General features: G+C 34.2%; 22 protein-coding genes. 11 read left to right on the forward strand and 11 right to left on the reverse strand.

The window, feature by feature from the left end:
* Positions 1–2 precede the first annotated feature (2 nt).
* From PZ892_RS10295 to PZ892_RS10315, 5 genes are all read right to left on the reverse strand, one after another.
* A complete protein-coding gene (locus PZ892_RS10295; protein WP_277711042.1) occupies positions 3–1,085 on the reverse strand; it encodes a DegT/DnrJ/EryC1/StrS family aminotransferase in 1,083 nt (360 codons plus the stop codon).
* A gap of 298 nt (positions 1,086–1,383) precedes the next feature.
* Positions 1,384–3,180 (reverse strand): ABC transporter ATP-binding protein, encoded by a 1,797-nt coding sequence (locus PZ892_RS10300; protein ID WP_277711043.1) that lies wholly within the window; start codon positions 3,178–3,180, stop codon positions 1,384–1,386.
* A 79-nt stretch (positions 3,181–3,259) separates the two neighbouring features.
* Entirely contained in the window at positions 3,260–4,219 is a 960-nt protein-coding gene (locus PZ892_RS10305) for an NAD-dependent epimerase/dehydratase family protein (RefSeq protein WP_094256720.1), read from the reverse strand.
* 3 nt (positions 4,220–4,222) lie between these two features.
* A complete protein-coding gene (locus PZ892_RS10310; RefSeq protein WP_094256721.1) occupies positions 4,223–5,461 on the reverse strand; it encodes an MraY family glycosyltransferase in 1,239 nt (412 codons plus the stop codon).
* A 386-nt stretch (positions 5,462–5,847) separates the two neighbouring features.
* The gene (locus tag PZ892_RS10315) at positions 5,848–6,282 is read right to left on the reverse strand and encodes a hypothetical protein (RefSeq protein ID WP_277711044.1); all 435 of its coding nucleotides are present in this window, start codon (positions 6,280–6,282) and stop codon (positions 5,848–5,850) included.
* 362 nt (positions 6,283–6,644) lie between these two features.
* Between PZ892_RS10315 and PZ892_RS10320 the strand changes: the two genes are divergently transcribed.
* A complete protein-coding gene (locus PZ892_RS10320; protein WP_277711045.1) occupies positions 6,645–7,550 on the forward strand; it encodes a DUF3078 domain-containing protein in 906 nt (301 codons plus the stop codon).
* Positions 7,551–7,708: 158 nt separating this feature from the next.
* Entirely contained in the window at positions 7,709–9,445 is a 1,737-nt protein-coding gene (locus PZ892_RS10325; RefSeq protein WP_277711046.1) for a thiamine pyrophosphate-dependent enzyme, read from the forward strand.
* Positions 9,446–9,464: 19 nt separating this feature from the next.
* Here PZ892_RS10325 and PZ892_RS10330 read toward each other — a convergent pair whose 3' ends face one another.
* A complete protein-coding gene (locus PZ892_RS10330) occupies positions 9,465–11,129 on the reverse strand; it encodes an AarF/UbiB family protein (protein ID WP_277711048.1) in 1,665 nt (554 codons plus the stop codon).
* 55 nt (positions 11,130–11,184) lie between these two features.
* Positions 11,185–11,844, reverse strand: a complete 660-nt coding sequence (locus tag PZ892_RS10335) for a suppressor of fused domain protein (RefSeq protein WP_277711049.1) — start codon at positions 11,842–11,844, stop codon at positions 11,185–11,187.
* A gap of 107 nt (positions 11,845–11,951) precedes the next feature.
* Here PZ892_RS10335 and PZ892_RS10340 point away from each other — a divergent pair, with 107 nt between their 5' ends.
* Positions 11,952–12,575 carry a hypothetical protein gene (locus PZ892_RS10340; protein WP_277711050.1) on the forward strand — a complete coding sequence of 208 codons (624 nt, stop codon included), beginning with the start codon at positions 11,952–11,954 and terminating at the stop codon, positions 12,573–12,575.
* A gap of 18 nt (positions 12,576–12,593) precedes the next feature.
* On the opposite strand, the gene PZ892_RS10345 is transcribed toward PZ892_RS10340, so the two are convergent.
* Positions 12,594–13,175 (reverse strand): ankyrin repeat domain-containing protein, encoded by a 582-nt coding sequence (locus tag PZ892_RS10345; RefSeq protein ID WP_277711051.1) that lies wholly within the window; start codon positions 13,173–13,175, stop codon positions 12,594–12,596.
* A 355-nt stretch (positions 13,176–13,530) separates the two neighbouring features.
* On the opposite strand from PZ892_RS10345, the gene PZ892_RS10350 reads away from it, so the two are divergent.
* Complete coding sequence (locus PZ892_RS10350; protein ID WP_277711052.1) at positions 13,531–14,121, forward strand: YceI family protein; 591 nt, start codon at positions 13,531–13,533, stop codon at positions 14,119–14,121.
* Positions 14,122–14,249: 128 nt separating this feature from the next.
* Here the strand turns inward: PZ892_RS10350 and PZ892_RS10355 are convergent, their stop codons facing one another.
* On the reverse strand, positions 14,250–15,107 hold the full coding sequence (locus PZ892_RS10355; protein WP_277711053.1) for an aminotransferase class IV: 858 nt from the start codon (positions 15,105–15,107) through the stop codon (positions 14,250–14,252).
* Between the two features lie 15 nt (positions 15,108–15,122).
* Positions 15,123–16,154, reverse strand: a complete 1,032-nt coding sequence (locus PZ892_RS10360) for an RluA family pseudouridine synthase (protein ID WP_277711054.1) — start codon at positions 16,152–16,154, stop codon at positions 15,123–15,125.
* A 122-nt stretch (positions 16,155–16,276) separates the two neighbouring features.
* On the opposite strand from PZ892_RS10360, the gene PZ892_RS10365 reads away from it, so the two are divergent.
* The 7 genes from PZ892_RS10365 (at position 16,277) to PZ892_RS10395 (ending at position 23,635) form a co-directional block, all read left to right on the forward strand.
* Positions 16,277–17,110: a pyridoxal-phosphate dependent enzyme gene (locus PZ892_RS10365; RefSeq protein ID WP_347176390.1), complete on the forward strand. Its 834-nt coding sequence runs from the start codon at positions 16,277–16,279 to the stop codon at positions 17,108–17,110.
* Positions 17,111–17,206: 96 nt separating this feature from the next.
* The gene (locus PZ892_RS10370) at positions 17,207–18,496 is read left to right on the forward strand and encodes a BamA/TamA family outer membrane protein (protein WP_094256734.1); all 1,290 of its coding nucleotides are present in this window, start codon (positions 17,207–17,209) and stop codon (positions 18,494–18,496) included.
* A gap of 37 nt (positions 18,497–18,533) precedes the next feature.
* A complete protein-coding gene (locus tag PZ892_RS10375) occupies positions 18,534–20,618 on the forward strand; it encodes a TonB-dependent receptor (protein WP_277711056.1) in 2,085 nt (694 codons plus the stop codon).
* A 60-nt stretch (positions 20,619–20,678) separates the two neighbouring features.
* Positions 20,679–21,350 carry a response regulator transcription factor gene (locus PZ892_RS10380; RefSeq protein WP_277711057.1) on the forward strand — a complete coding sequence of 224 codons (672 nt, stop codon included), beginning with the start codon at positions 20,679–20,681 and terminating at the stop codon, positions 21,348–21,350.
* Positions 21,350–22,633, forward strand: a complete 1,284-nt coding sequence (locus PZ892_RS10385; protein ID WP_277711058.1) for a HAMP domain-containing sensor histidine kinase — start codon at positions 21,350–21,352, stop codon at positions 22,631–22,633. Before PZ892_RS10380 ends, PZ892_RS10385 begins: the two co-directional genes overlap by 1 nt.
* A gap of 76 nt (positions 22,634–22,709) precedes the next feature.
* Positions 22,710–23,153, forward strand: coding sequence for a PepSY-like domain-containing protein (locus tag PZ892_RS10390; protein ID WP_094256738.1), 444 nt, complete (start codon positions 22,710–22,712; stop codon positions 23,151–23,153).
* Positions 23,154–23,185: 32 nt separating this feature from the next.
* Positions 23,186–23,635: a PepSY-like domain-containing protein gene (locus tag PZ892_RS10395; protein ID WP_094282228.1), complete on the forward strand. Its 450-nt coding sequence runs from the start codon at positions 23,186–23,188 to the stop codon at positions 23,633–23,635.
* 201 nt (positions 23,636–23,836) lie between these two features.
* Here the strand turns inward: PZ892_RS10395 and PZ892_RS10400 are convergent, their stop codons facing one another.
* Complete coding sequence (locus tag PZ892_RS10400; protein WP_094256740.1) at positions 23,837–24,571, reverse strand: SIMPL domain-containing protein; 735 nt, start codon at positions 24,569–24,571, stop codon at positions 23,837–23,839.
* Positions 24,572–24,573: the final 2 nt, after the last annotated feature.

Genomic DNA, 24,573 nt, shown 5'->3' on the forward strand with positions numbered 1-24,573 from the left:
TACTAATTGTTTTGACAACGTAAAATAATCCTACAGATCCAATCCACCTCATCATCTGTCAATTCAAAATATAATGGTAAACATAATACCCGTTTCGCAATATCATCAGTAACTTGAACTTCAATAGGTTCCAAATAAGGCAAACTCGATGATAAACTAGGATAAAAATACCTTCTAGTAAAAATCTCAAATGTATCTAAAGTGGATTTTATCTTTAATAATAATTCCTCCGACTCTAGTACATAAACTAAATAAGCCCCATTTTGGTTTGAATTGCTATGCCATTCAGGCACCCTTGCTTTAAAATTCTTTAATTTCTCCGCATATCGATTGGTAATTGCTAATCGTCTGGAAATAATACGATCCACCCACTTAAAATTCACTAATCCCATTGCGGCATGAAACTCCGAATTCTTTCCATTAAATCCCAATTCTGAAAAACTACTATAACCTGAAATCCCAAAATTTCGCATCGAAGCCATTTTCTTTAATAAATCAGGATCCTTCGTAACTACTAATCCTCCTTCAACACTATGATATAACTTTGTTGCATGCAGACTACATGTACTAATGTCTCCATATTCAAAAATAGATTTCCCATTCACCTTTACCCCAAAAGCATGAGCACCATCATAAATTACCTTTAAATTATGCTTCTTTGCAATAACTTCTATTGCCTCAACATCGCAAGGATTACCATAAACATGAGTCGCCAATATCGCACAAGTATCAGGACCAATAGCAGCCTCAATTTTACTTGGATCTATGTTAAGTGTCGCTGAATCTATATCCACGAATTTAGGAACACAGCCTTCCCATACAATTGATGAAGTTGTTGCAACAAAAGAAAATGGTGTGGTGATTATTTCGCCTTTTAAGTCTAAAGCCTTAATAGCAAGTTGAAGAGCAACGGTCCCATTCGTCACGTATAATAAGTGATCTAAACCTAAGTAGTCTTTTAATTCCATCTCCAGTTTGCTGGCCAATGGACCCATATTTGTCAACCAATTTCTTGACCATATACTGTCAAGATAATCTTTATAGTCATCAACAGGGGGTAAAAAGGGTTTTGTTACAGGTATCATTTAATTAATTTCGTAATGGAAAATTAATTAAACTACCTTTAATTATTAGCCATCAGAACCATCTAAACTTATGTTTGTAGGGTATTGTTTACATTAAGAAGCTAATCTGGTCTCGTTGGCGAGCAAAAAAAAATATATTACTACATTTCAACACTTTAAGCATTTATTAAGATAAACAAATTGAAAAAAAATTGGCCTTGAATCTAATGAAGATTCAAGGCCAATAATATTAATAATATGAAATTACTTGTCTTAAATAATTAGGGAATACATTATATTTTCAATCTCAAAAACATCACTAAACAATTCCTTGTAATTGAGTAAGCTTATTGAAGTATGGAGAATTTTCTCTTAATCCATCAAAATCACCAGAGGCAATAACTTGTCCTTTTTCCAATAAATAAATGGTATCTGAATTCCTAATCGTCGATAACCTATGCGCAATAGCAATAATGGTTAATTTACCTTTTAGAGACTCTATACTTTCTTTAATTATATGTTCTGTTTCTGAGTCTAAGGCTGATGTCGCCTCATCCATAATTAATATTTCAATATCACGATACAGTTCTCTAGCTATTGAGATCCTTTGTTTCTGACCACCAGAAATATTAATACCATTATTCCCGAGGCTACTATCTTCTTTCATTGGTAGTTCATTGACAAAGTTTACCAACCCACACATCCTTAATACCTCATTGAATTTCTTTAAACTTTGTTCGTTTTTATCCTCCCAAAAAGTAATATTTTCAAATATCGTAGCATTAAAAATTGTAGCCTCTTGGGTAATATACCCTATTTTAGTCTTATAACTCAATGAATTCAACGTATCAAAAGGCTTATCATTAATTAATAATTGTCCCCCTGATGGAGCTAATAATGTTGATATCACATTAACCAAACTAGTCTTTCCTGAACCTGACTCTCCAACTAATGCAATCGTTTCGTTTTTCTTAATATCTAAATTAATATTATTTAAAACTACTTGTTCATCAAATTTTAGACTTAAATCCCTCACTTTAATGGAATCAACATTTTGAATTTCTGAACCAAAATACTCAACCTCTTGATTCTTGTCTAAAATAGCTTGAAATTCTTTGAGATTCTCAATTGAGCCAACATGCATCAAATAATTATTCCAATTCGATTGAATATCAACAATCTTCTGCATGACCCTATAAAAGAATAATAAGATAACCATGATGGCACCAAGGGAAGCCTTGAACACAATTACATGAATACCTATAACAGCACAAATAATAATAATTGTAATAGGTTCTCGAAGGGCAGCTAATCTGGAAGCTAATTTTGAAACCTCAATTTGATTGGAAATTAAACTATCTAATTCACCTAGAAGTCTCCTAAAAAACATCTTGCTCCGACCTGTTCCTTTTATATATTTATAATTATTGAATACCTCAATGAGTTCACCACTGTATCGATGGTTATTCTGTGTAATGGATCGGGATAAATCTTCTGTTTTTTTATAAAAATACTTATAAATAAAGTTTGAAAGCAATCCTCCTACGGTCACCAATATTGAAAACTTCCAGTCTAAAAAGAACGCAAAACCTAAATAAATAACCACAAACATGGAGTTCTTTATGGTCTCCAAATATTGATTACATGCATAAACTACTTGCCATGCCTCTCCTAATAAAGAGTTTTGCAACCTTCCAACATCAATTTTCAGGTATTCTTTATATGATAATTGCTGAAATGCAAGAATCATCTTATGCCTAATATTCTTAGAAAATATATTTTGATTGACTGCCAGGTAAACAGATGCGAAATAGAAGAAAACTGCTTTTAAAACAAATAATGCTACAATAAGGATGAGCATATTGCCAATTGTTACTGGCAAATGAATAAACTCAAAAAAGTCCCTGACGTATAATATAAGCTTGTTTTCGTCTCCAGTGGATACATTTAATCCGGAATTATCTGCGACTTGTAATAATGGCACAAACATCGCCAAGCCCAAACTATCCAATAATACCATTAATAAGCTGAATAATAGCATTAAGAATAATGTAAACCCTAGGTATTGATAAAAAAAGTATAATGCTTCAAACCTGGATTTAAGAAAGTTTTTCATAAAAATATCGCCCTATCTAGAGTATAACTCACTAACTATTAAATGTATTTGTTTTCAATCAAAGATTGGTAAAAAAATATTACTTGCCAAACTCAGCGTTTAACATTCTTCTCAATCCTTCCTCCATTGAATATGGTGGAACAAATCCCGAAGACATTGCCTTGGTTGAATCATACTTGGTAACAGCACAAAACTTCTTAACTCGAACTGAACTTATTGTTAATTTCTTACGGGTAATAAAAGCCAAAACATCAAAACCATATCCACCCATCATCCCTAACCAATATGGAATATGGGTTGTAGGAATACGTTTTCCTAAAATCTCCCCAGTGTGGTAAACTAAATCATTGGTAGTAAAATCTGGCTTATCAACATAATTAAATACGTTATAGCCTTCTCGTTTATGTTGAATCAAAAATTCAATAAATGCTACGACATTACCTACATAAGACATTGATTTCTGGTTCTTCCCATCGCCAATCATCATGAATTTGCCTGATGCTATCTGACTTAACAGATTAAATACATTGCCTCGATTTCCTTCCCCAAATATTACTGTCGGACGAACAATGTTGATATTCCAATCCTGATGAGTCTTATTCCACTCTTGTAATACCTTTTCGGCTTCCCATTTACTCTTTCCATAATGATTGAATGCATCCGCAGGAAAAGATTCATCTGGATTATTCTTGTCCAAACCGTAAACAGCAACAGAACTCGTAAAGATTAACCGTCTAACACCGGTAGCTTCCATAGCCTCTAGTGTATTTCTCATCCCCTCTACGTTTACATCATAATATAAAGACGTCGGTGTAACATCATCTCTATGTTCAGCTGCCAGTAAAATAACAATATCCTGCCCCTTCAAAAGTTCTTTCAAACGAACTTTATCTAAAACATTAGCAATTTTTGTGATCTGAGGAAAATTGGAACTTTGTTGTTTATCAATATTGATAAGGTTTAGGCTAGGTGTATCTATAAGGTTCTCTATAAGCTTTGTACCAACAAAACCAGAACCTCCGATAATGGCTATATTCATTAATTATCTAATAGTTATGTTATTCACAAATGTAATGGATACTTTCTTGATCGCTTCTTCCGTTTCAACTTCCTTTACCTGCCCCCCTACTAATTGGATAGACTCGACCCGAATCTCTTCATTATTAACCTCCTGGTTCACAAGGTTTGCATTCTTTTTATTTACAAAATAATTAAAAGTCATTGTAAATACAAACCATAGAATTAAATCCATTAGGATGACTATATTATTACTGATAAACTGAACCGTAATAATATTAAATGCACAAAAAAATAATGAAAGACCAATAATGCTCATCATTGCTCCCTTGTGCGAAAGTCCAGAACGCAATAACTTATGATGTAAATGGCTACGATCAGCTTTAAATAAAGGTAATCCCTTATACCATCTGATGAAAATAACACGAGCAACATCAAACACAGGTACAATTAATGTCGAAAATGCAACCACAATTGCTCCTTCTGAAAACGGCTTGATACTCTTATTATTCATTGCGAAACTAATAGCCAAAAATGCCATGGTATAACCTAATGTCATACTACCCGTATCACCCATGAATATTCTACGTCTTCTTTTTGAAGCCCCAAAAACATTATAGTAAAAAAACGAAATCAGAATTCCAGTTGTAATAAAAGCCAATAATGCATGAATCCATGCATGATAAAATGCAAATAAGGTTCCCAAAACCAAACAGCCAACACCTACCAATCCAGAACATAAACCATCAAGACCATCAATCAAATTGATGGCATTAATAATGAGTACAACAGCAAAAATAGTTAATGGAACTCCTATCCAAACAGGTAGATAGGTTAAAAACAATACCCCATATAAATCATTGATCCATAAGCCTGATAATGGAAATAAGGTCGCTACCAAAATCTGAGCAACGAATTTCCACTTATAACTTACTCCAATTAAATCATCTGCAATTCCAATAATATATAAAATCACTAACCCGCAGATCAACATAATGAACATTGGAAAAACTTCCCATGTTACAATACCTAAATCCACAAAATTCGTCTTGTAAACTAAAACTACAGTGATTGCTAATAAACAACATTGGATAGGAACAAATGCAACACCCCCTAACCTTGGAATTATGCTCTGATGTACCTTTCTCGCATCAACAGGATCAAACAATCTTTTCCTATAGGTAATCAGCATGATATAGGGGATAATTACTTTCCCAAGTAAAATCGCAATTAAGAAAGGAACTAAAAGAATGATAAATTCCATCGATTTATTGTTTTATACTTAAACCCGTTTGAACTTCCCTTGCTTTACCTAACTAGCAATTAATTTTGGGGGTATCTGAGGTTATATATTGGGAACAAATTTAATACAATAAAACCCCGCAAACGAGTGATTTAGTCCTCTTACATCTAAATTTTCTGTTTTTGTAGCCCAAACCTTACAGCTTAAATTTACATGCTTAAACATCTATTTTTTAATAAATAATCGCATAAAAGACCCTTCAAATTAGTCTTTAACCAATTGAGATACAAAACTATATGAGCTAATTACCCGAAATCGTAAAATATTCACAAATTCAAAAACCTCATTTCCTATAAAATAATCGAATTAACTTTGATTTGTGAATTTAAATAGAGAAAGATTGATTGTTAATTAATTTTTTTAAACAGCTTCTTGAATAAAGAGCCTTTTATTGAATTTTCACCATCACCTTCTTGAAAAGACATGGTAAAACCCAATTGATGAGCAGTTTTTTGTTGAATTGCCCGATATATTACATCCCACCCTGGAAGCCCACCGAAATTCCGATCATCAATAAACATGTCCGCTGTGAGCTTTCTGGATGCTTTACTGCTATCCTCTTCTGGAAAATTTGAATTGTGTGAATAAAATATCAACCCATTCTTTGAACAATAATCAATCGCCTCTTGTAACAAATCCCCTTCCCTAACTGTCCAAAGAATCAAAATATGCTGTTCATTCTGTAGCTGCTTCAAAGTATCAATGGCATATGGAATTGGCTTACCTATCTTGGGATATTTGTGCTCTACTATGGTACCATCAAAATCAACTGCTATTATCATTTTATTAACCTTTATATACTGTGGTTAGCAAATTTTAGTCCACTATTAGCGTAAATTTACTCATTTATTAACCTCATCAGACCATTCTCTTTTTCAAAGAATAGGCCAAGTATTTCCAAAATAGGATCATTTGAAACAATAAAAGTTACATTGATTTTATTTTAAACACATTTAATAATAAAATAACAATAAATTGATAAAATTGCTTTTAAACAAAGTTAAGAGCTATTATTTAAAGGTTTTATTAAGTTTAACAGCATTAGGAATTAATTACAATTTCTTAAAAAGCTTGAATAAAAACTAACTTTTAATAATTTAGCCCCCGCAAATTTCACAACTATCTAAAATTTAAATTTTTTAAAATGAAAGTATTAAAAATTGCTTTTTTATCTGCTGTTTCCTTCTTCGCTACCCAAGTGTCAGGCCAAGAATCTACCGACCTTAAAAATGTCGAAATTGCTGACACCACAAAAACTTGGACCATCAAAGGTGAAAACACCTTCTTGATCAACCAAAGCTCATTCTCTAACTGGGCAGCAGGTGGTATCAATTCATTAGCTGGAAATCTTGTTTTCAACTATGATTTTAACTATAAAAAAGACAAATGGAATTGGGACAACAAATTAATTGCTGCCTATGGTCAAACTTATCAGAAAGAAACTGATTGGAGAAAAAATGATGATAGATTCGCTATCAACAGTTTATTGGGTTATCAAGCCGCTGAAAAATGGTTCTATACCTTCTTTATGAACTTTAACACCCAATTTGCTAATGGTTATGAATACAAAGGAACTGAAAAAGGTAGAAAAATCTCCGCTCCTTTTGCTCCAGCTTACTTAAGCTTTGGTCCTGGTATTGCATATAAAGAGTCGGATAATTTTAAAATTAACATCTCTCCTGCTTCGGCAAGATTTATTATGGTGGGTGCTCCTTCCTTAAGAAAAGATTATGGAATTTCTGATACAACAAAATTCTCTAGAAATGAATTAGGTGCTGCATTAGATGCTTATTACAAAGTTAATTTGATGGAAAATATTTCATTAGAAAATATTTTGAAACTATATTCAAATTATCTAGAAGATCCTCAAAATGTAGATGTGGATTATCTTGCAAATTTGAATTTACAAGTAAATAAATTTATTACAGTAAATGCAGCTGTCCAACTAATCTATGACGACAATGTAAATGTCCCTAAAAGTGACGGAACGAAAGGACCAGGTTTACAAGTAAGACAAATTCTTGGCGCTGGAGTTACCTATAAATTCTAATCTTAATTCTATAAAATTCAACAATATCTAAGCGGCAGAATTGCCGCTTTTTTTATTTTACTAACCATTCCTCCTTGCCAGTTTTCCCACATTTTTTGAAACTAATAACCAATGAATCTGTTAATTATATATTGAAAATCCTTTAATTAATTCTTGATATGGCTAAAATAGTTGCAGAACAATTGGTAGAAATGTTGGTGGAAGCTGGAGTTAAACGTGTATATGCTGTTACCGGAGATAGCTTAAATTATTTTAATGAAGCAATTCGAAAAGATGGCCGTATTCAATGGATTCATGTCCGACATGAGGAAGTTGGTGCTTATGCTGCTACAGCAGAAGCTGAACTTGATGGATTAGCATGCTGTGCTGGAAGTTGTGGACCTGGTCATATCCATCTTATTAACGGAGTATATGAAGCCCATAGATCCCACCTACCGATGATTGTAATTGCCTCAACAATTCCTACACATCAAATGGGAATGGGTTATTTTCAGGAAACAAATACTTATAAATTATTCGATGATTGCAGTGGTTATAATCAGTTGATTACATCACCTGAACAAGCCCCCAGAATTATTCAATCTGCTATTCAACATGCTATTTCTAAAAAAGGAGTAAGTGTGATAGGTTTGCCTGGTGACGTCTCGGAAATGAAAGCAAAAGATTCCATAACATCTACTCAAATTTTTAAATGTAATCCTATAATCCGCCCTTCTGACCAAGAACTAAGAAGTATGGCCGATTTAATAAATAAAGCTTCAAAAGTTACCTTGTATGCTGGAATTGGAGCAGCAAATGCTAGAAATGAATTGAAAACCATAGCAGAAAAATTGCTATCTCCAGTTGGGTACAGTTTCCGCGGTAAAATGAACGCACAACTACCTGCCCCATATGATGTAGGTATGACAGGGCTTCTTGGAATTCCTTCTTGTTATCAGGCCATGAAAGAAGCTGATGTGCTCGTTTTATTGGGAACTGATATGCCTTACGATGAATTTATGCCAACGGACAATAAAATCATTCAAATTGACACCTCAGAAGAAAGATTAGGGCGACGCTGTAAATTGGATATTGGGGCAGTCGGAGATATTAAAGAAACAATCAATGCTTTGCTTCCTTTATTAGATCAAAAACAAGATAATTCCTTCTTGGATTCGTTCGGAAAGTTCGCTGACAAAGTACAGGAAAACTTAAACCAATATGTTGAAGATATTGGAGATCAGGATGCTATCCAGCCTGAATTCGTCGCTGATGTAATCAATAAATACGCAAGTCCAAATGCCATATTCACCTTGGATACTGGGATGACCTGTGTTTGGGGAGCTCGATATATCCAACAAACTGGAGACCGTAAAATCCTAGGTTCTTTTAATCATGGTAGTATGGCTAATGCTGTGCCTATGGCTATAGGTGCCGCTTTAGCCCATCCTGAAAGGCAGGTTATTGCAATGTGTGGTGATGGCGGACTTTCTATGTTATTGGGCGATTTAGGCACCATTAAACAATACAATCTCCCCATTAAAATCATTGTTTTTAATAACCGAGCCTTAGGAATGGTAAAGCTTGAAATGCAAGTTGCTGGACTTGTCGACAATCAAACGGATATGGAGAACCCTGATTTCTCAAAGGTTTCTGAAGCTTTTGGAATACCCGCAATGAATATCCATAAACCTCAAGAAATCGATGCAGTAATCGATCAGACCTTAAAGGTCGATGGACCTTTTTTACTTAATATTTTCACTAATCCAAATGCCTTGGCCATGCCATCACATATCAGTGCAAATCAGGTATTGGGAATGACGGAAAGCATGGGGAAATTATTATTGGGAGGACGAATGGATGAAGTTTTCGAAACTATCAAATCAAATTACAAACATTTGAAAAGCATTTTTTAAAAAACTTTAATACAAACATTTATTTACTTTTATATAAATGACTAAGTAAGGCAAAACAAAGAATAAAACTCATAATAAAACCAAACCAAGATAAAATTGGGATACCCCAAATTAGGTATCCTACGCGACCATGAGCCAAAATACTGGCACCAACTCCAAAGGTCATCGCCAAAATGGATAATAGAAATTTATTCCCCATACGATGTAGGATTAACTGAAGATTATCAAAATCCTGCATCTTATGATTGACCGTAATCTTATCATCCTTTACCTTCTCTAATATCGTCAGTAAATCCAATGGAACTTCTGTCAATACATCCTTTGCAAACTTCGCTTTCTCCTTTAATTGACTTATAATATATTCTGAAGAAAATTTCTGCGCAGCTATTTTCTTTGCAAATGGCTCTATACTTTCTGGAACATTTAAATCAGCATCCAACTGCCGTCCAGTACCTTCTAAAATAGAAACCCCGCGCAGCAATAAATAAACAAAATCTGGTAAAAGAATATGATTGCTTTGTAGGACTAAATTGAGCTTCTGCAACATGACTGATATATCGATATCATCCAAAGCATTTTGCTTAATCATCTCAAAAATCTCATAGGCATCCCGCTCTAATCGCCTTTCATCCTCAATATGATGAACAATAGCCAATCTTTTAATGTTCTTGATTAAACTCTTGGCATCATTTGCAAGGAAATCCAAAACCATCGATTCAATAATCTTCCGATCCTCCGGAATCATAAAACCCATAGCCCCAAAATCTATAAATACAATTTGCCCATGCTTAGTGACAAAAACATTCCCTGGATGGGGGTCCGCATGAAAGAAGCCATGCATAAGGACTTGTTCCAAATAGAGGTCTAGAACATTTTGCAACACTGATTTGGCATATAAACCATAACCCTCTATTCCTTCGATATCATTTACTTTAACCCCATCAATATACTCCATGCATATCAAGGTATCTGTGCTGTATTTCCGATATACTTTTGGAATATGAATATCTTTATTCTCTAAAAAATTCCTCCTGAAACGCTCGATATTATTCAGCTCATTTGTAAATGACAATTCATTGAGTAAGGAGCTCTCAAATGATAATACTATCAGGTAAAGGTTCATTTTATAAACAACCTCGTACTTCCTTTGAAGTAGTCTCACCAGATCTTTGATAAAGTCCAGATCTGCTTGAATTACTTCATCGATTTCTTCACGCTTTGCTTTTATGACAACCTCTTTCCCATTCAGCAAAGTAGCTCGATACACTTGCGCAATTGAAGCAGATGCTATCGGTTTACTTTCAATATTGATAAAATGCTTATCTAAGTCAATCTCTAACTCTTCTGCTAGCCTTTTCCGAACATCAATATCCTCCAGTGCCACATCATCCTGCAGCTTTACCAATTCCTCTTGCAAATCTTTAGGAATTATATCAGGACGATTACTCAGTAATTGCCCTAGCTTGATGAATGTAGGACCCAATTCCTCTATCGCTAACCGAACTCGAACATTAAAATTCTCTTCAAATACTTTCCGAGCATGACTGTTCCAAAAAAGAAAACTATCTGGTAAAATCCTATCTAAATTGCTCCTTGAAATCACTTCATCAAAACCATGTTTCGACAAAATTTTTAGGATCTGTCCTACTCTTTTTATTTTCTGAAAGCCATTAATGTGTTTCATTTTTTAGAATCTCCAAAAGAATAACAAGTCAAATAACAAATGGATTTTTGTATTTCTATTTTCTGTTTAAATCTGTAACTAATAATGGATTACTTTCCTTCATTTCTTCAATAAATTTAGCAACCTTATCTGTGGATGCTTCATTCATCAGATAATCCAACTCCTTTTGTGTAATTCCTACCAATTGAATAAAGGAAACTTCCCCATGGGGAGTTGAAATCCTTCCTAACTGCGGATCTAAAGTTGTGGCAAAACCTACAATATCAGTTTCAGTATTTAATCGAATTGGACCTTTCGCTGGAATAAACTGATTCTCTTCAAACCATCGACCACTTTGATAAACATATCGAGCCAAATTATTGAATACCTGCATAACCCAACCTGGATCTCCTTCATCACCTGAGTAAGGAACTAACCTAAAGGTAAACTCAAAACCCCATTTGCTAAATTCTTTCCCGGCAGACTCTGGATTGAAATACAATTCACTCATCCCATAAGTAACTAAATGTAAATGTGCAGGCGAATCAGAATTATCATACACACTTATCCCATCGATCGGATCTGTACCTCCAGCAGCAAAATGCAATCCACATAATGGACCATAATGCCTCGGTTCTATCCCAGGATAAACTTTATCCAACTGTTCATCAATGGATAACCAACCTACCGCAGTATCCTCATTAAATTTTTCTAAGTACTCTTCTTTTGTCATCATATTAATTTTTTACCCCGAAAACTATGCCATACTCCAATAAATAATTTTTTCAAATCAATATACTCAATTCAATTTTAATAGTAAATTACATCGATAACCTAATCAGCATGATACAAGAAAAACTAGCCTCATCTTTAGGTAGAAGAGACGAAATTCCAAACATTGAACTTGCTCAATTAATTTCAAACAACAAAGACAGTCAGGCTGTCAAAGATTTGGTTTTACTCCTGAAAGGAAAAAATAAGGATTTCCAAAATGATAGTATTAAGGTATTATATGAAGTGGCAGAACATACTCCAGAACTCATTTCTGATTTTATTCAAGATTTTATTGATGCCCTAAAAAGCAAAAATAACCGACTGCAATGGGGAGCAATGACCGCTTTAAAAAAAATAACTCCAATAAATGCCGAACAGATTTTTAAAAATATTTTGGTATTAGAACAAGCTACAGAACAGGGCTCAGTGATTACTAGGGATAATTTTATTGAAATTCTTGCAATTCTATTAGATGAAAAGGAATATGCAGATTTGATATTCCCGATGATATTAATGCAACTAAAAAATTGCCCAACAAATCAATTGCCTATGTATACAGAAATTCTAGCTCCAAAAATAACCTCAGTTACATGTAAACCATTTCAAGAAACTGTAAGCAGTCGATTAAATGAAATCGATAAAGAAAGCAAAAGAAAAAGAATTGAGAAGGTTTTAAAGAAGCTAAACTGTTAAAGCCTTCTCTTTCTCTTATTAATACATTTGTAGGGTTTCAATTATTTCAGAAGCACCTTTTTGTGTTGCATAATCAATAGCAGTTTTTCCGTCTTGATCAACGATATCCTTATCTGCGCCTCCCTTTAAGAGGAGATTGATGATTTCTACATTATCTTTCCCAGCATCTCCAAATATTATGGCTTTTATTAATGCTGTATAGCCTTTTTTATTGATATGATTAATTGGATAATTCTTTGTATGAACTAATAATCGTACTACATCCACATGTCCATTCTCTGCAGCTGAGATTAAGGCAGTCTCATTATCATGATTGAATACATCAAATCGAGCGCCGTATGCCAAGTATAACTTTACTAAATCTAAATACCCTGCAGAACCCGCATACAAAAATGGACTATTTAATAAATCATCTTGTTGATTCGGATCAGCACCTCGCTTTACTAAAAATGCCGCCATTGGATAATCATGCTGGTAAGTAGTAACCATTAATAAATTCTGCGACTGCTCATTTACCCCATTTATATTCGATAAATTGAGGTTCTTATCCAAATAGACGGTGTCACCTCGCTTAACTGCACTTTCTATTTCTGGTCCCATTTTCATTATTAATTTATGTTGATTTCCCTGTTAATATTTAACAGCTTTATTAATTTATTATCATAATTCTTTCTGTTAAAACGTATTTTATACAATTATTAGCCATCAGCCTAAATAATATATTAACCCAAGTTAAAAGTGTTTTCAATACATAATAACACAATAAATATATTTAATTTTTCCATTACATTTTAATTCTTGTTAATCTATATTTTATTGTAGCTAAATAGCCTCACAATAAATCCAATAAACAATTTTCAACTATTTTCATTTATTATCATAGATCAATGTCCATGTATTATTTTATCCCAATTTTTGCAGTATTAAACGAAAACGAAAAATAAAATCTCATACAATGAAAAATCTATTAAGCTTATTAACTTCTTTAGTTCTTGTGTGCAACATTGCATTTGCACAAACTAAATGGACTGTAGACCCTGCCCATACGAATGCAAGGTTTGAAATTAAACACTTAGGAATCGCTTTTGTTGATGGTCAATTCACCAAATTGGAAGGTCAAGTAGATTCAAAAGACTCTGTTAACTTCGATAACGCAACTGTCAAATTTGACATTGATGTTAACAGCATCGATACGCGTATTGAAGCAAGAGACAACCACTTAAAAAGTGATGACTTCTTTAGTGCTGAAAAATTTCCTAAAATGAGCCTTAAAAATGCTACCCTTAAAAAAGCTGGAAAAGGTAAATTCAAATTAACAGGTGATCTAACTATTAAAGATGTTACAAAACCAGTGACTTTTAATGTCACTCAAAACAACGGAACAATAATCGATCCTTGGGGAAAAACTCGTGCTGGATTCACAGCAACAACGTCTATCAACAGATTCGACTACAATATCAAATATGCAGATAAAACTCCTGCTGGAATTGATGCTGTAGCTCCTGAAGTGGCAATTACAGTGAATGTGGAATTAGTAAAAAACTAATTCCGAAGGGGATAAATAATCAGTATTGATTTAGCTTAGAATCACAAATAACTATTTATAAAAAGAAAAGGGCGATAAATTTATCGCCCTTTTCTAATAATATTATTCAGCTAATATTATTTCAATCCTTATTCCTCAACTTCATAAGACCAAGTCATTAATCTTTCTTGAAAAATTCTGGAAATTTTATTGAAATAACGCTTATGCTTATACCCCATTACCCATTGAATCCCTTCAACAGCATTTGTACAAAAAATCTCATCTGCAACCTTGACAATTTCCGGCTTAATTTCGGCCTCCACAACTTCAATACCTTGCTCCTGCGCCATATCCATCACAACTCTTCGCATAACCCCAGCGATACAACCTTCTGAAATCGCCGGTGTATACAACACCTTATCATAATAAACAAAAATATTCGACGCTAAGGCTTCACATAAATTACCAGATTGATTAAGAATCAAAACCTCATCAAAGGCATTCTTTTTCTTAAATAAACCTGCCATAACATAAATTAAAGCATTGTTTGATTTAATCTTTGATAATTCCGAATATGACTTCTTGTATTCTGTATATATATCGATTATTAGCCCTGTCTTTTTATCTCTTAGGGTTTCTGGCTTACGATCTACCTGAATAATATAACCTGCTTTATTAGTCTCAGGACTATATAATCCTCCGCCTTCTCGATAAACAATCAATCGAACCCGCGCCTGTTGCCCAACCATATTGTTCTTACGTAACAACTCCTCTACCTTAGTACGAACAAAATAACTATCAAATTGATCTTTGTCATCAAAATGAAGCATTTCCATACTCTCATGCAATCTTTCCAAATGAAGATCTAAAAACCGAATGTCTCCATCTCTCCATAACATCGTTTCAAAAATTCCATCTCCATAACGAAACGCACGACTATCTACATCTAAAATTGTCGTATCCTGAGGTACTATTGCACCATTATTATTAATAAAATGTGTGGGCATAAATTTTTTAAGAATCTAACTTTGATTATTTGAGCTATAACTTCTCCATTTCTCTAATGCTAAACGGAAATCTTCCGGAATTGGTACTTCAAAATGCACAAATTCTTTCGTTTTTGGATGAATAAATCCTAAACTCCTGGCATGCAAGGCTTGACGCGATAGTATTTTAAAAGTATTCTCTACAAATTGCTTGTACTTCGCAAATGTCGTCCCTTTAAGGATTTTATCACCACCATATGATTCATCACTAAATAAAGGATGTCCAATGGACTTCATATGAGCACGAATCTGATGAGTACGCCCGGTTTCTAGTTGACACTCTATTAAAGTAACATAGCCTAAACGCTCCAAAACCTTATAGTGGGTGACAGACCATTTCCCCTTTTCCTCATCCTCATACATATCCATGATTCGTCTATCCTTCAAGTTTCGACCGATATAGCCCGAAACAGTCCCATCTTCTGCAATATCTCCCCAAGCCAAGGCTACATATTTTCTGCTAATGCTATGTTCATAAAATTGCTTCGCCAAAAAGGTCATCGCCCATTCACTCTTTGCAATAACTAATAAACCTGAGGTGTCTTTATCAATGCGATGAACCAAGCCCGGACGTCCGGTATTCCCAGGTAATGTAGGTAATTGATTTAAATGGAAGGTCAAAGCATTTACTAAGGTACCTGTATAATTATTGAATCCAGGATGAACAACCATACCCGCCTCTTTATTAACTAATAAAACATCATCATCTTCATAAACGATTTCTAAAGGAATATCCTCTGGATATACCTCCGTATCACGAGGTGGATCTGGTAAAACAACCGTAATGACATCTAGGGGTTTAACCTTATAACTGGCCTTGATCACCTTTTCATTGACCTTGACGGTACCTGCGTCTATCGCATTCTGAATTCGATTCCTAGAAGTATTCTCTACCCTATTCATCAAGAATTTATCAATACGCAATAAGGCCTGCCCCTTATCAGCAACTATCCTTAAATGTTCATAAAGCTCTTGCTCGTCCTGCTCGTTCTCAAGATGATCTGTCATGCTGCAAAAATAGCATTTTTATAATCATTCCTTTTCCTCAAAGAAAAAAGCATAATTTTACAACCATGCATTTCCCATTCGAAATTTTCAGCCCTGAAGAACAGATACAAAACCCCAGGTTCTTGAAAAATGGAATCTCTCTTTTCATGAAAAGAGATGATAAAATTCACCCCTTTATTTCTGGCAACAAATGGCGTAAACTAAAACATCAGTTGGAACATGCTAAATCACAAAATATCAAAAATTTAGTAACATTCGGAGGTGCTTGGTCCAATCATCTCCTAGCTACAGCCGCCGCAGCAGCCCAATTTGGTTTCAATGCTATCGCTTATGTACGTGGTGAAGAAATTCGAAATCCTGTCCTGGATATGTGTCGCTTATATGGAATGGAATTCAGATTTGTAGATAGAGAATCCTATAAAAATAAACATGACCTTTTCGTTTTTAATCACAACAGTGAAAATGATTATTTTATTGACGAAGGTGGAAAATCTGAACTTGGCTTACTGGGCTGTTCTGAAATTATTGATGAATTAAAAAACGAATACGATCATATCTTTGTAGCCTCAGGTACAGGAACTACAGTAGCTGGAATTCAACTAGGAATTCAGCAGAAAAAATTAAAAACTACGGTCCATAGTATTCCTGTATTAAAAGGAGCTGATCATTTATTGGATGAATTTTCAAACTGGGAAATAGATACTCAAAAAATCAAATTGCATTTGGATTACCATTGTTTTGGATATGCAAAAACTACTCCTGAACTCATTTCATTTATCCAGCAATTTATTGAATCAACAGGGATTATGATCGAACCAACCTATACAGGCAAATTAATGTACGCTGTATTCGACCTTCTAGAAAAAGATTATTTCAAACCGAACAGTAAGATATTGGTTATTCATACAGGTGGTCTAACAGGCTTACTTGGACATTTGGATAAATTTAACCGCTAAAATGACATAAATCTTAATATGTAATCAGAGATAAATAATATTTTTACCCCAAATGGAAAGTCTTTGACCACATAATCAACCGATAACAAACATAAAATGCGCTTAAAGCTGTTAATATTAGTAATCATATCCTTTATTCAAATCCCTTCCTATGCGCTCCAAATACAGATTCATGATACTGTAAGCACTAAAGAACAAAGGGATAGCATTATGCCAACAGCACATCTTTACGATATCGTAGATGCTTTCAATGATATTAACCCTTTTAAAAAAGACAAAAAGAAGCCTTCAGGAAAAAGATCTGCAATCTCCTACCTCCCCAATATAAATTACAACCCATCAATTGGTGCTCAAATTGGAATTAAAGCTGTAGGAGGTAAAATCCTCGGAAATGAACCCAATACAACAATGTCCATTGCAGCAACAGCATTAAGTGCAACCACAAGAGGAATTATTGTAGGATATCTTCTTCACGACATCTATACGCCCGGAAATAAATGGAACATCAAAGGCGGAGCAATGGTAGCCAAAGCAGTTGGACTAGATTATGGTCTTGGAATCGGTGGACCTTTGACAAATCCAACCGAGGAAGAATTAATATTGAATAACCCCGATAGACAACGTTATGTTAACAAATACATGGCTTATACTATCAATGAAAGAATATATAAACAACTGTTTCCAGGTGCTTTTGTAGGTGTGGGGGTGTTTTTTGAATTGAAACGGCAACTTACTACAGTCGGTAATCAAGAAAATATGGCTCCTGTTGAAATCTACAGCCGTTGGAATGACTTTGACCCTACCAGAGTGAATAATAATGGACTTATGCTTAATATGCAGTACATGACCCGAGATAATCCTAATTCGGCTTACAAAGGTTATTATTTCGACATGGTTCTTAGAATGAATCAAACCTGGTTAGGAAGTACGCATAATGCCTATCAACTGCAAACGGATTTTAGAAAATATTGGCAGCTCTCCACGGATAGACCAAACCATGTTTTAGCATTTTGGAATTTTGGATCATACAACCTCGCAGGAAAACTCCCATATATTGACTTGCCCGGAACTGCAAAAGATACCTATGCCCGAAGTGGTCGCGGATATACCATGGGATACTTTAAAGGCGCTTCCTTCTTTTATTCAGAGATTGAATATAGATACCCTATTCTTAGAAACCAGTTTCTGAGTGGGGTCGTCTTTGCGAATGTTCAAACTGCAAATGATCAAATGGGAACTAAACTCTTCCAAACTTGGCAGCCTGCAGCAGGTGCTGGTTTAAGATTACTCTTTAATAAAGCCACCAGAACCAATCTCTGTATTGACTATGCATTTGGAAAATTTGGTCAACATGGATTATTCTTAGGTTTAAATGAAGCATTCTAAACAATTATTATTTAATATTTTATAGATATCATCCTACATGTATTTTAAAATCTTTAGCTTTTTAAGCTGCTCTTTAACTTTCTTTTACTTTTCCGCTCATGCTCAGTCCACTAGTACGGATACTTCTATTAATGAAATAGCGCCTATTGAAATCAAAGCTCATTTCAATGCGCAAGCTATGCTCGACTTGACCAGCTCCGCAAAAGTAGTTACCAAAAAGCTGTTAGAGTCTCAATCACCTAGTAATTTTCTGAGTGCCATCAATACCACCACTGGATTGAGAATGGAAGAAAGATCTCCAGGTAGTTATAGACTTGCACTTCGTGGAAGTATGCTACGTTCTCCCTTTGGCGTTCGTAATACCAAGATTTATTTAGATGAAATTCCTTTTACCGATGCGAGTGGTAATACCTACCTGAATTTATTAGACCCTATTGGGATAAATAGTATCCAAATCATAAAAGGTCCTGATGGATCTCTCTTTGGTCCTAACTCTGCTGGTGTTATAAGATTCATTCCTGAAGGATTCGGACAAATTGATAATCAAAAATCATTAATGCTGTCAGGCGGTTCTTTTGGATTATTCCATGAGCAACTGCAGGTAAATCATAAGGTCAATGAGAATTACAATTTCTCTTTTAACCAAGCCTACCTCCGATCTGATGGCTACAGGCAACATACAGCCATGGATAAGCTCTTTTTTCAAACAGCACATCAATGGAAATATAATTCCTTTGGAAAACTTAAGGTATTTGCACTCTATTCGGATATTGGCTATCAAACCCCAGGTGGTCTGACTCAACAACAGTATGATGATGACCCAACCCAATTTAGACCTGCGGGAGGACCTTTCCCAAGTGCTAAGGACCAAAAAGCTGGAATCTACAACAAAACCTTTATCGGAGGAATCACCAATGAGTATCAAATCACCAAGAATTTGAAAAATGTAACCTCTGTTTTTGGAAGCCATACCGACCTCGAAAACCCTTTTATTACCAATTATGAAACCAGAAAGGAAAACAACCTGGGATTTCGAACCTATTTTTCATACGAAAATATTGAATCCTCTGACTTTTTATGGGAAATGCAATTAGGAGCTGAAGGTCAAAATGGATGGTATCATGTCAAAAATCATGAAAATAAGCTTGGAATAATGGGGGATTTAACTGATGATGATAACCTTGAAAATCTGCAACATTTTTACTTTTATAGATTCAAAACCAAGCTTTATCAAAAACTTTCAGCAGAAGCATCTATTGGTCTAAATTTCAACAATATAAAATTCACCAGAAATGCAGTTGATGAAAATATGACTCATGGAAAAATTAACTTTGATAATACCTGGATGCCAAGAGTAGGTCTTGCATATGCTGCTACAAATAATCTTGCCATTAGGGCGTCTCTTTCCAAAGGTTATTCCACACCAACTATTGCTGAAGTAAGATCCTCAGACAATAAAATCAATCAGGATCTAAAACCTGAAACAGGCACAAATTATGAAGCTGGACTACGATTCGAAAGTCAAGATAGGCGCTTTATTGCTGACATTGCTACCTACCTTTACCAAATGAATAATGGTATTATTAGACAATTAAATGATGCCGGAAATGAATTCTTTCAAAACGCCGGAAAAATTGACCAAAAGGGAATCGAAGCTTCTATATTGACTCAACTTATTTCAAATGAAAATGGCAATTTCTTAAAAGGTCTGATTTTGTCAAGCAACCTCACTTATCAAGATTATAAGTTTAAAGACTATGTCATTGGAAACAATAATTTCAACGGTAATAAGGTTACTTCAGTTCCCAATTGGATATGGGCAAATACATTATCCTTGAAATTTATTAAAAATATAGATTTAAACATCTTACACAACTATACTTCAAGTATTCCATTAAATGATGCTAATACAGTAGTTGCTTCTAAATACAATGTTTTACAAGCAAAAATATCTTGGTTGACACCGATATCCACTAAATATAAATTACAGATTTTTACTGGTGCTGATAATATTCTCAATGAAAAATATAGCCTCGGAAATGACATCAATGCTATGGGAAATCGTTATTTCAATGCCGCTCCGATTAGAAATTTCTATGCTGGAGCTAAGGTAATTCTATAACTTAAAGTATTTTCCAGATTCTTTCCAGAATTCAATTACTTATTTGTACTGATACATAGAATGAAGATATTAATTATAGAAGACGAGAAAGACCTATTGCTAACAATTGAAGAATTTCTAAAATCAGAGAATTTCTTGATTGAATCTGCAATGGACTATAATTCAGCTCTGGAAAAGGTCATGAATTATGAATATGATTGCATTCTCCTCGACATCATGTTACCTGGAGGAAGTGGTTTGGATATCTTAAGGGCATTAAAGGATGAACATAAAAAGCAACCTGTCTTGATTCTTTCAGCAAAAGATTCGGTTGAGGATAAAGTCTTAGGTCTAGAAATTGGCGCAGATGACTACCTGGCAAAACCATTCCATCTCGCGGAACTGTTAGCCCGGATAAAATCTATCATTCGACGTAATGCAAATGATGGCGAACAGTTGGTTTCTTATAAAAATGTAAGCTTAAACCCAGACAGTAGAATTGTCTATGTTGATAACAGCCCTATTTCATTAAATAGAAAGGAATTCGACTTATTCTATTATTTTCTTTTGAGACCAAATAGATTATTGGAAAAAACGAGCTTGGTGGAGTCAGTTTGGGGTGATCATACTGATCAAGCCGATAATCTCGACTTTATTTACTCGCAAATAAAAAATATTCGAAAAAAATTAAAAGAATCCAATGCCAATATGGATATTCAAGCAGTTTATGGTGTTGGATATAAATTAGTTTAATGTCAGTATCAATTAAATATTATACAAACAGGTTCCTGGCAATTGCTATTTTGATCATTATGGCAATCTGGGCTTTGCTATTTTATGCTTTCCTCATGGACGAGGTCTATGACAATATTGATGATGGCTTGAAAAACCAAAAGCTGGAAATTATTCGTGAAGCTTATAATAACCCTGAAATAATTGATAACAACAAAGAATATGGCATAAACCAATTTAAGATTCTTCCCTCTGAACCAAAAGAGGATATTGACAAGAATCATTTCTCAAGGGAATTCATGTACATGCCTTATGATGATGAAGATGAACCTTATAGAATTCTTAAAACTGGATTCTATTCTAAAGATAGAAAACCTTATAGCCTTGAAATTCGAACTTCTACTGTCGAAGAAGATGATTACTTGATTAATTTGGCTGTAGCATTAGCAGTTTTGTACCTTGTAATTGTTCTCAGCATCCTGATCATTAATTATTTCGGTATGAGTAAAGGTTGGAAACCCTTTCAAACAATCCTTCATAACCTGAGCAATTATCGCTTTGGCCATCCCAAATCATTTGAAAGTACGGAAACAAAGGTTAAAGAATTCCAGGAATTAAATGTTCAGATCAAGAAAATGATCGATAGAAATGAGGGTCTATTCGAAGAACAAAAGCTTTTCTTGGAAAATGCTTCCCATGAACTTCAAACTCCATTGGCCATTACAATTGGTAAACTAGACCTCCTTCTCCAAGAAGGTGATCTTCCTGAAGACAAAACAATTAAAATAGCAGAAGCCAAACAGGCATTACACAGAATGGTTTCTCTCAATAAATCACTCTTGATGCTTTCTAGAATTGATAATAATCAATATAACAGTAAAACAGAGGTGAATTTTAATGATCTTATCCAAAAAAAATTGGAAGAACTACAGGACTTCATTCAATTCAAGGAAATTTCCATTAATCTAATTGAGAATGATCAATTCGTTGCTCAAATAAATCTTGATTTAGCACATATTCTAATATCAAACCTGTTAAGAAATGCCATCAAATACAACACTAGCTCAGGACATATTAACATTACTATTGATAAAAACTTATTAGACATTGCGAATAGCAGTCAAACAACTGCCCTTAATCCCGAATATATATTTAAGCGTTTCAACAAAGGCAATCAAGACAGCCAATCCAATGGCCTTGGTCTTTCCATCGTTCAAACTATCCTTGAAAAATACCCTGATCTCCAAATTGGATATGAATATTTGAATGCTGAACAACATTTTTCATTAAAAAAATCAAAATAATTCCTTAAAACTCCCATCATTCCCAATTCTTTCCAGATTTGACATAGAAATTTGATTAAACAAAAAATTAAACGATATGAAAAATCTAATAAAAACATTAATGGTATTATTGATTGCTGGATCATCGTTCAACGCAATCGGACAAGAAAAAGTAATTGAAGTAGCGAATTTACCGCAGCCAGCACAATCCTTTATTCAAAAACATTACGCAAAAGATAAAGTAGCATTAACAAAATCTGAAAAGGAAACCCTATCTCCTATTGAATACAAGGTAGTTCTAGCAAGTGGAATCGAAATTGAATTCGATAGCAAAGGAAACTGGACAGAAGTAGATGCTAATACAGCAGCTGTACCACAAGAAATAGTTCCTGCAAAAATTAAAACTTACGTTCAAAAAAGCTTTCCTGACAATAATATCGTACAAATCAAAAAAGACAGAAAAGGATACGAAGTCGAATTGACAAACGGAATCGAAGTGAAATTCAATAAGAATGCTGACTTCGTAAAAATCGATGACTAATTAAATAAACACACTAAATAATATTAATAAACATGAAAAAATTAATTCTAGCTTTCACTATCTTATTTTCAATTGCAACTCTTACAATGTCATGCGACAAAGAAACAGTGGTAACCGAAGATCAATTGCCAAGTACTGCTTCGCAATTTCTAAATCAACATTTTAATAATGTAAAAATTCTTTCAATTGTTGAAGAAAAAGAAGGCCTATCAGGAAAAGAATATGATGTATTGTTAGACAATGGAATTGAAATCAAATTTGATAAAAATGGTGAATGGTTGGATATCGATGCAAAAGCAGATACCACCTCCTTACCAGAAAGTTTGATCCCTGCATCTATTAATTCCTATGTAAAACAAAACTATGCTAACGCCGGAATCAATAGCATTGAAAAAGAAAAACACGGCTACGATGTTGAATTAACCAACGGACTAGACCTGGTATTCGATAAAGACGGTAAATTCGTAAGAATCGATCCATAAGGATAGTATCAATACAAAAAATATATTATAGAAAAAGGGAATTGATTTAGTCAATTCCCTTTTTCTATAATAATCTTTCCACAATACAGAAAACTATATACTCCCCACTACTCCTTTCCCACATGCAATCAGTCTAAATACTCCCCAATTCTTTTTTCCTGCATGCAATCAGTCTAAATACTCTATACTAAATACTAAATACTACTCCGACAAATAACTTGTCTTCACAGTAATATTTGCAGTTTTCTTTCTGGAAGTCACATTAAAGGCACCACCGTAAGAATATTCTTCGTTTTCATTCTGTCCAGTAATCTGGAAAATCCCTAAATCAGCTTTTACAAGACTTCCTAATGATGAACCGGCTTCTTTAGCAATATTCTCCGCTCTAACTCTGGCATTCTGAGATGCTTCAGAAATTAATTTCAATTTTAAATCCTCAAGACCCGAAAAATAGTAGTTTGGCAAATTAGAACTCAACTCAACTCCTTGGGAAATCAAGGTCGAAATCTCACGAGATGCATTTGCAACCTTATCCAAATCCTTCGATTCAATGGAAACATTTTGAGATAAGCTATAGCCCGTAAAAGTATTATAGCTATTTCCGTTCTGATCGGTATGATAATTGAAGTCGCGATTGATATTAACAGCATTGAATAAAATCTCCTTTTCACTAATTCCTTGGCGAACTAAAAAATCCTTGACCATATCTCGATCCCTTTTTAATTGCTCTGAAGCCTCACTTAAATCCATGGATTTACGATTGAAGGATGCCGACCATTTAACGATATCAGATTCAAAGTTGGTCATCGCATTACCAGTCACATTGATCGTATTCGAATTCTTATACTTGTATTTGTAAGCATTCCCAAAAATCAAGGCAAAGACAATGATTGAAAGCCCTGCAATTATGCTAATAATAATTCCGCTGTTTTTCATAA

Source organism: Sphingobacterium sp. WM (assembly GCF_029542465.1).
Taxonomy (GTDB): Bacteria; Bacteroidota; Bacteroidia; order Sphingobacteriales; family Sphingobacteriaceae; genus Sphingobacterium; species Sphingobacterium cellulitidis.

Coding starts and splice junctions, on each gene's coding strand:
- PZ892_RS10400 (WP_094256740.1), bottom strand. CDS start 24,571: ATGAAAAACAGCGGAATTATTATTAGCATAATTGCAGGGCTTTCAATC.
- PZ892_RS10320 (WP_277711045.1), top strand. CDS start 6,645: ATGAAAGTATTAAAAATTGCTTTTTTATCTGCTGTTTCCTTCTTCGCT.
- PZ892_RS10315 (WP_277711044.1), bottom strand. CDS start 6,282: ATGATAATAGCAGTTGATTTTGATGGTACCATAGTAGAGCACAAATAT.
- PZ892_RS10390 (WP_094256738.1), top strand. CDS start 22,710: ATGAAAAATCTAATAAAAACATTAATGGTATTATTGATTGCTGGATCA.
- PZ892_RS10335 (WP_277711049.1), bottom strand. CDS start 11,844: ATGATGACAAAAGAAGAGTACTTAGAAAAATTTAATGAGGATACTGCG.
- PZ892_RS10350 (WP_277711052.1), top strand. CDS start 13,531: ATGAAAAATCTATTAAGCTTATTAACTTCTTTAGTTCTTGTGTGCAAC.
- PZ892_RS10360 (WP_277711054.1), bottom strand. CDS start 16,154: ATGACAGATCATCTTGAGAACGAGCAGGACGAGCAAGAGCTTTATGAA.
- PZ892_RS10345 (WP_277711051.1), bottom strand. CDS start 13,175: ATGGGACCAGAAATAGAAAGTGCAGTTAAGCGAGGTGACACCGTCTAT.
- PZ892_RS10330 (WP_277711048.1), bottom strand. CDS start 11,129: ATGAAACACATTAATGGCTTTCAGAAAATAAAAAGAGTAGGACAGATC.
- PZ892_RS10385 (WP_277711058.1), top strand. CDS start 21,350: ATGTCAGTATCAATTAAATATTATACAAACAGGTTCCTGGCAATTGCT.
- PZ892_RS10375 (WP_277711056.1), top strand. CDS start 18,534: ATGTATTTTAAAATCTTTAGCTTTTTAAGCTGCTCTTTAACTTTCTTT.
- PZ892_RS10395 (WP_094282228.1), top strand. CDS start 23,186: ATGAAAAAATTAATTCTAGCTTTCACTATCTTATTTTCAATTGCAACT.
- PZ892_RS10305 (WP_094256720.1), bottom strand. CDS start 4,219: ATGAATATAGCCATTATCGGAGGTTCTGGTTTTGTTGGTACAAAGCTT.
- PZ892_RS10310 (WP_094256721.1), bottom strand. CDS start 5,461: ATGGAATTTATCATTCTTTTAGTTCCTTTCTTAATTGCGATTTTACTT.
- PZ892_RS10295 (WP_277711042.1), bottom strand. CDS start 1,085: ATGATACCTGTAACAAAACCCTTTTTACCCCCTGTTGATGACTATAAA.
- PZ892_RS10370 (WP_094256734.1), top strand. CDS start 17,207: ATGCGCTTAAAGCTGTTAATATTAGTAATCATATCCTTTATTCAAATC.
- PZ892_RS10300 (WP_277711043.1), bottom strand. CDS start 3,180: ATGAAAAACTTTCTTAAATCCAGGTTTGAAGCATTATACTTTTTTTAT.
- PZ892_RS10325 (WP_277711046.1), top strand. CDS start 7,709: ATGGCTAAAATAGTTGCAGAACAATTGGTAGAAATGTTGGTGGAAGCT.
- PZ892_RS10380 (WP_277711057.1), top strand. CDS start 20,679: ATGAAGATATTAATTATAGAAGACGAGAAAGACCTATTGCTAACAATT.
- PZ892_RS10340 (WP_277711050.1), top strand. CDS start 11,952: ATGATACAAGAAAAACTAGCCTCATCTTTAGGTAGAAGAGACGAAATT.
- PZ892_RS10355 (WP_277711053.1), bottom strand. CDS start 15,107: ATGCCCACACATTTTATTAATAATAATGGTGCAATAGTACCTCAGGAT.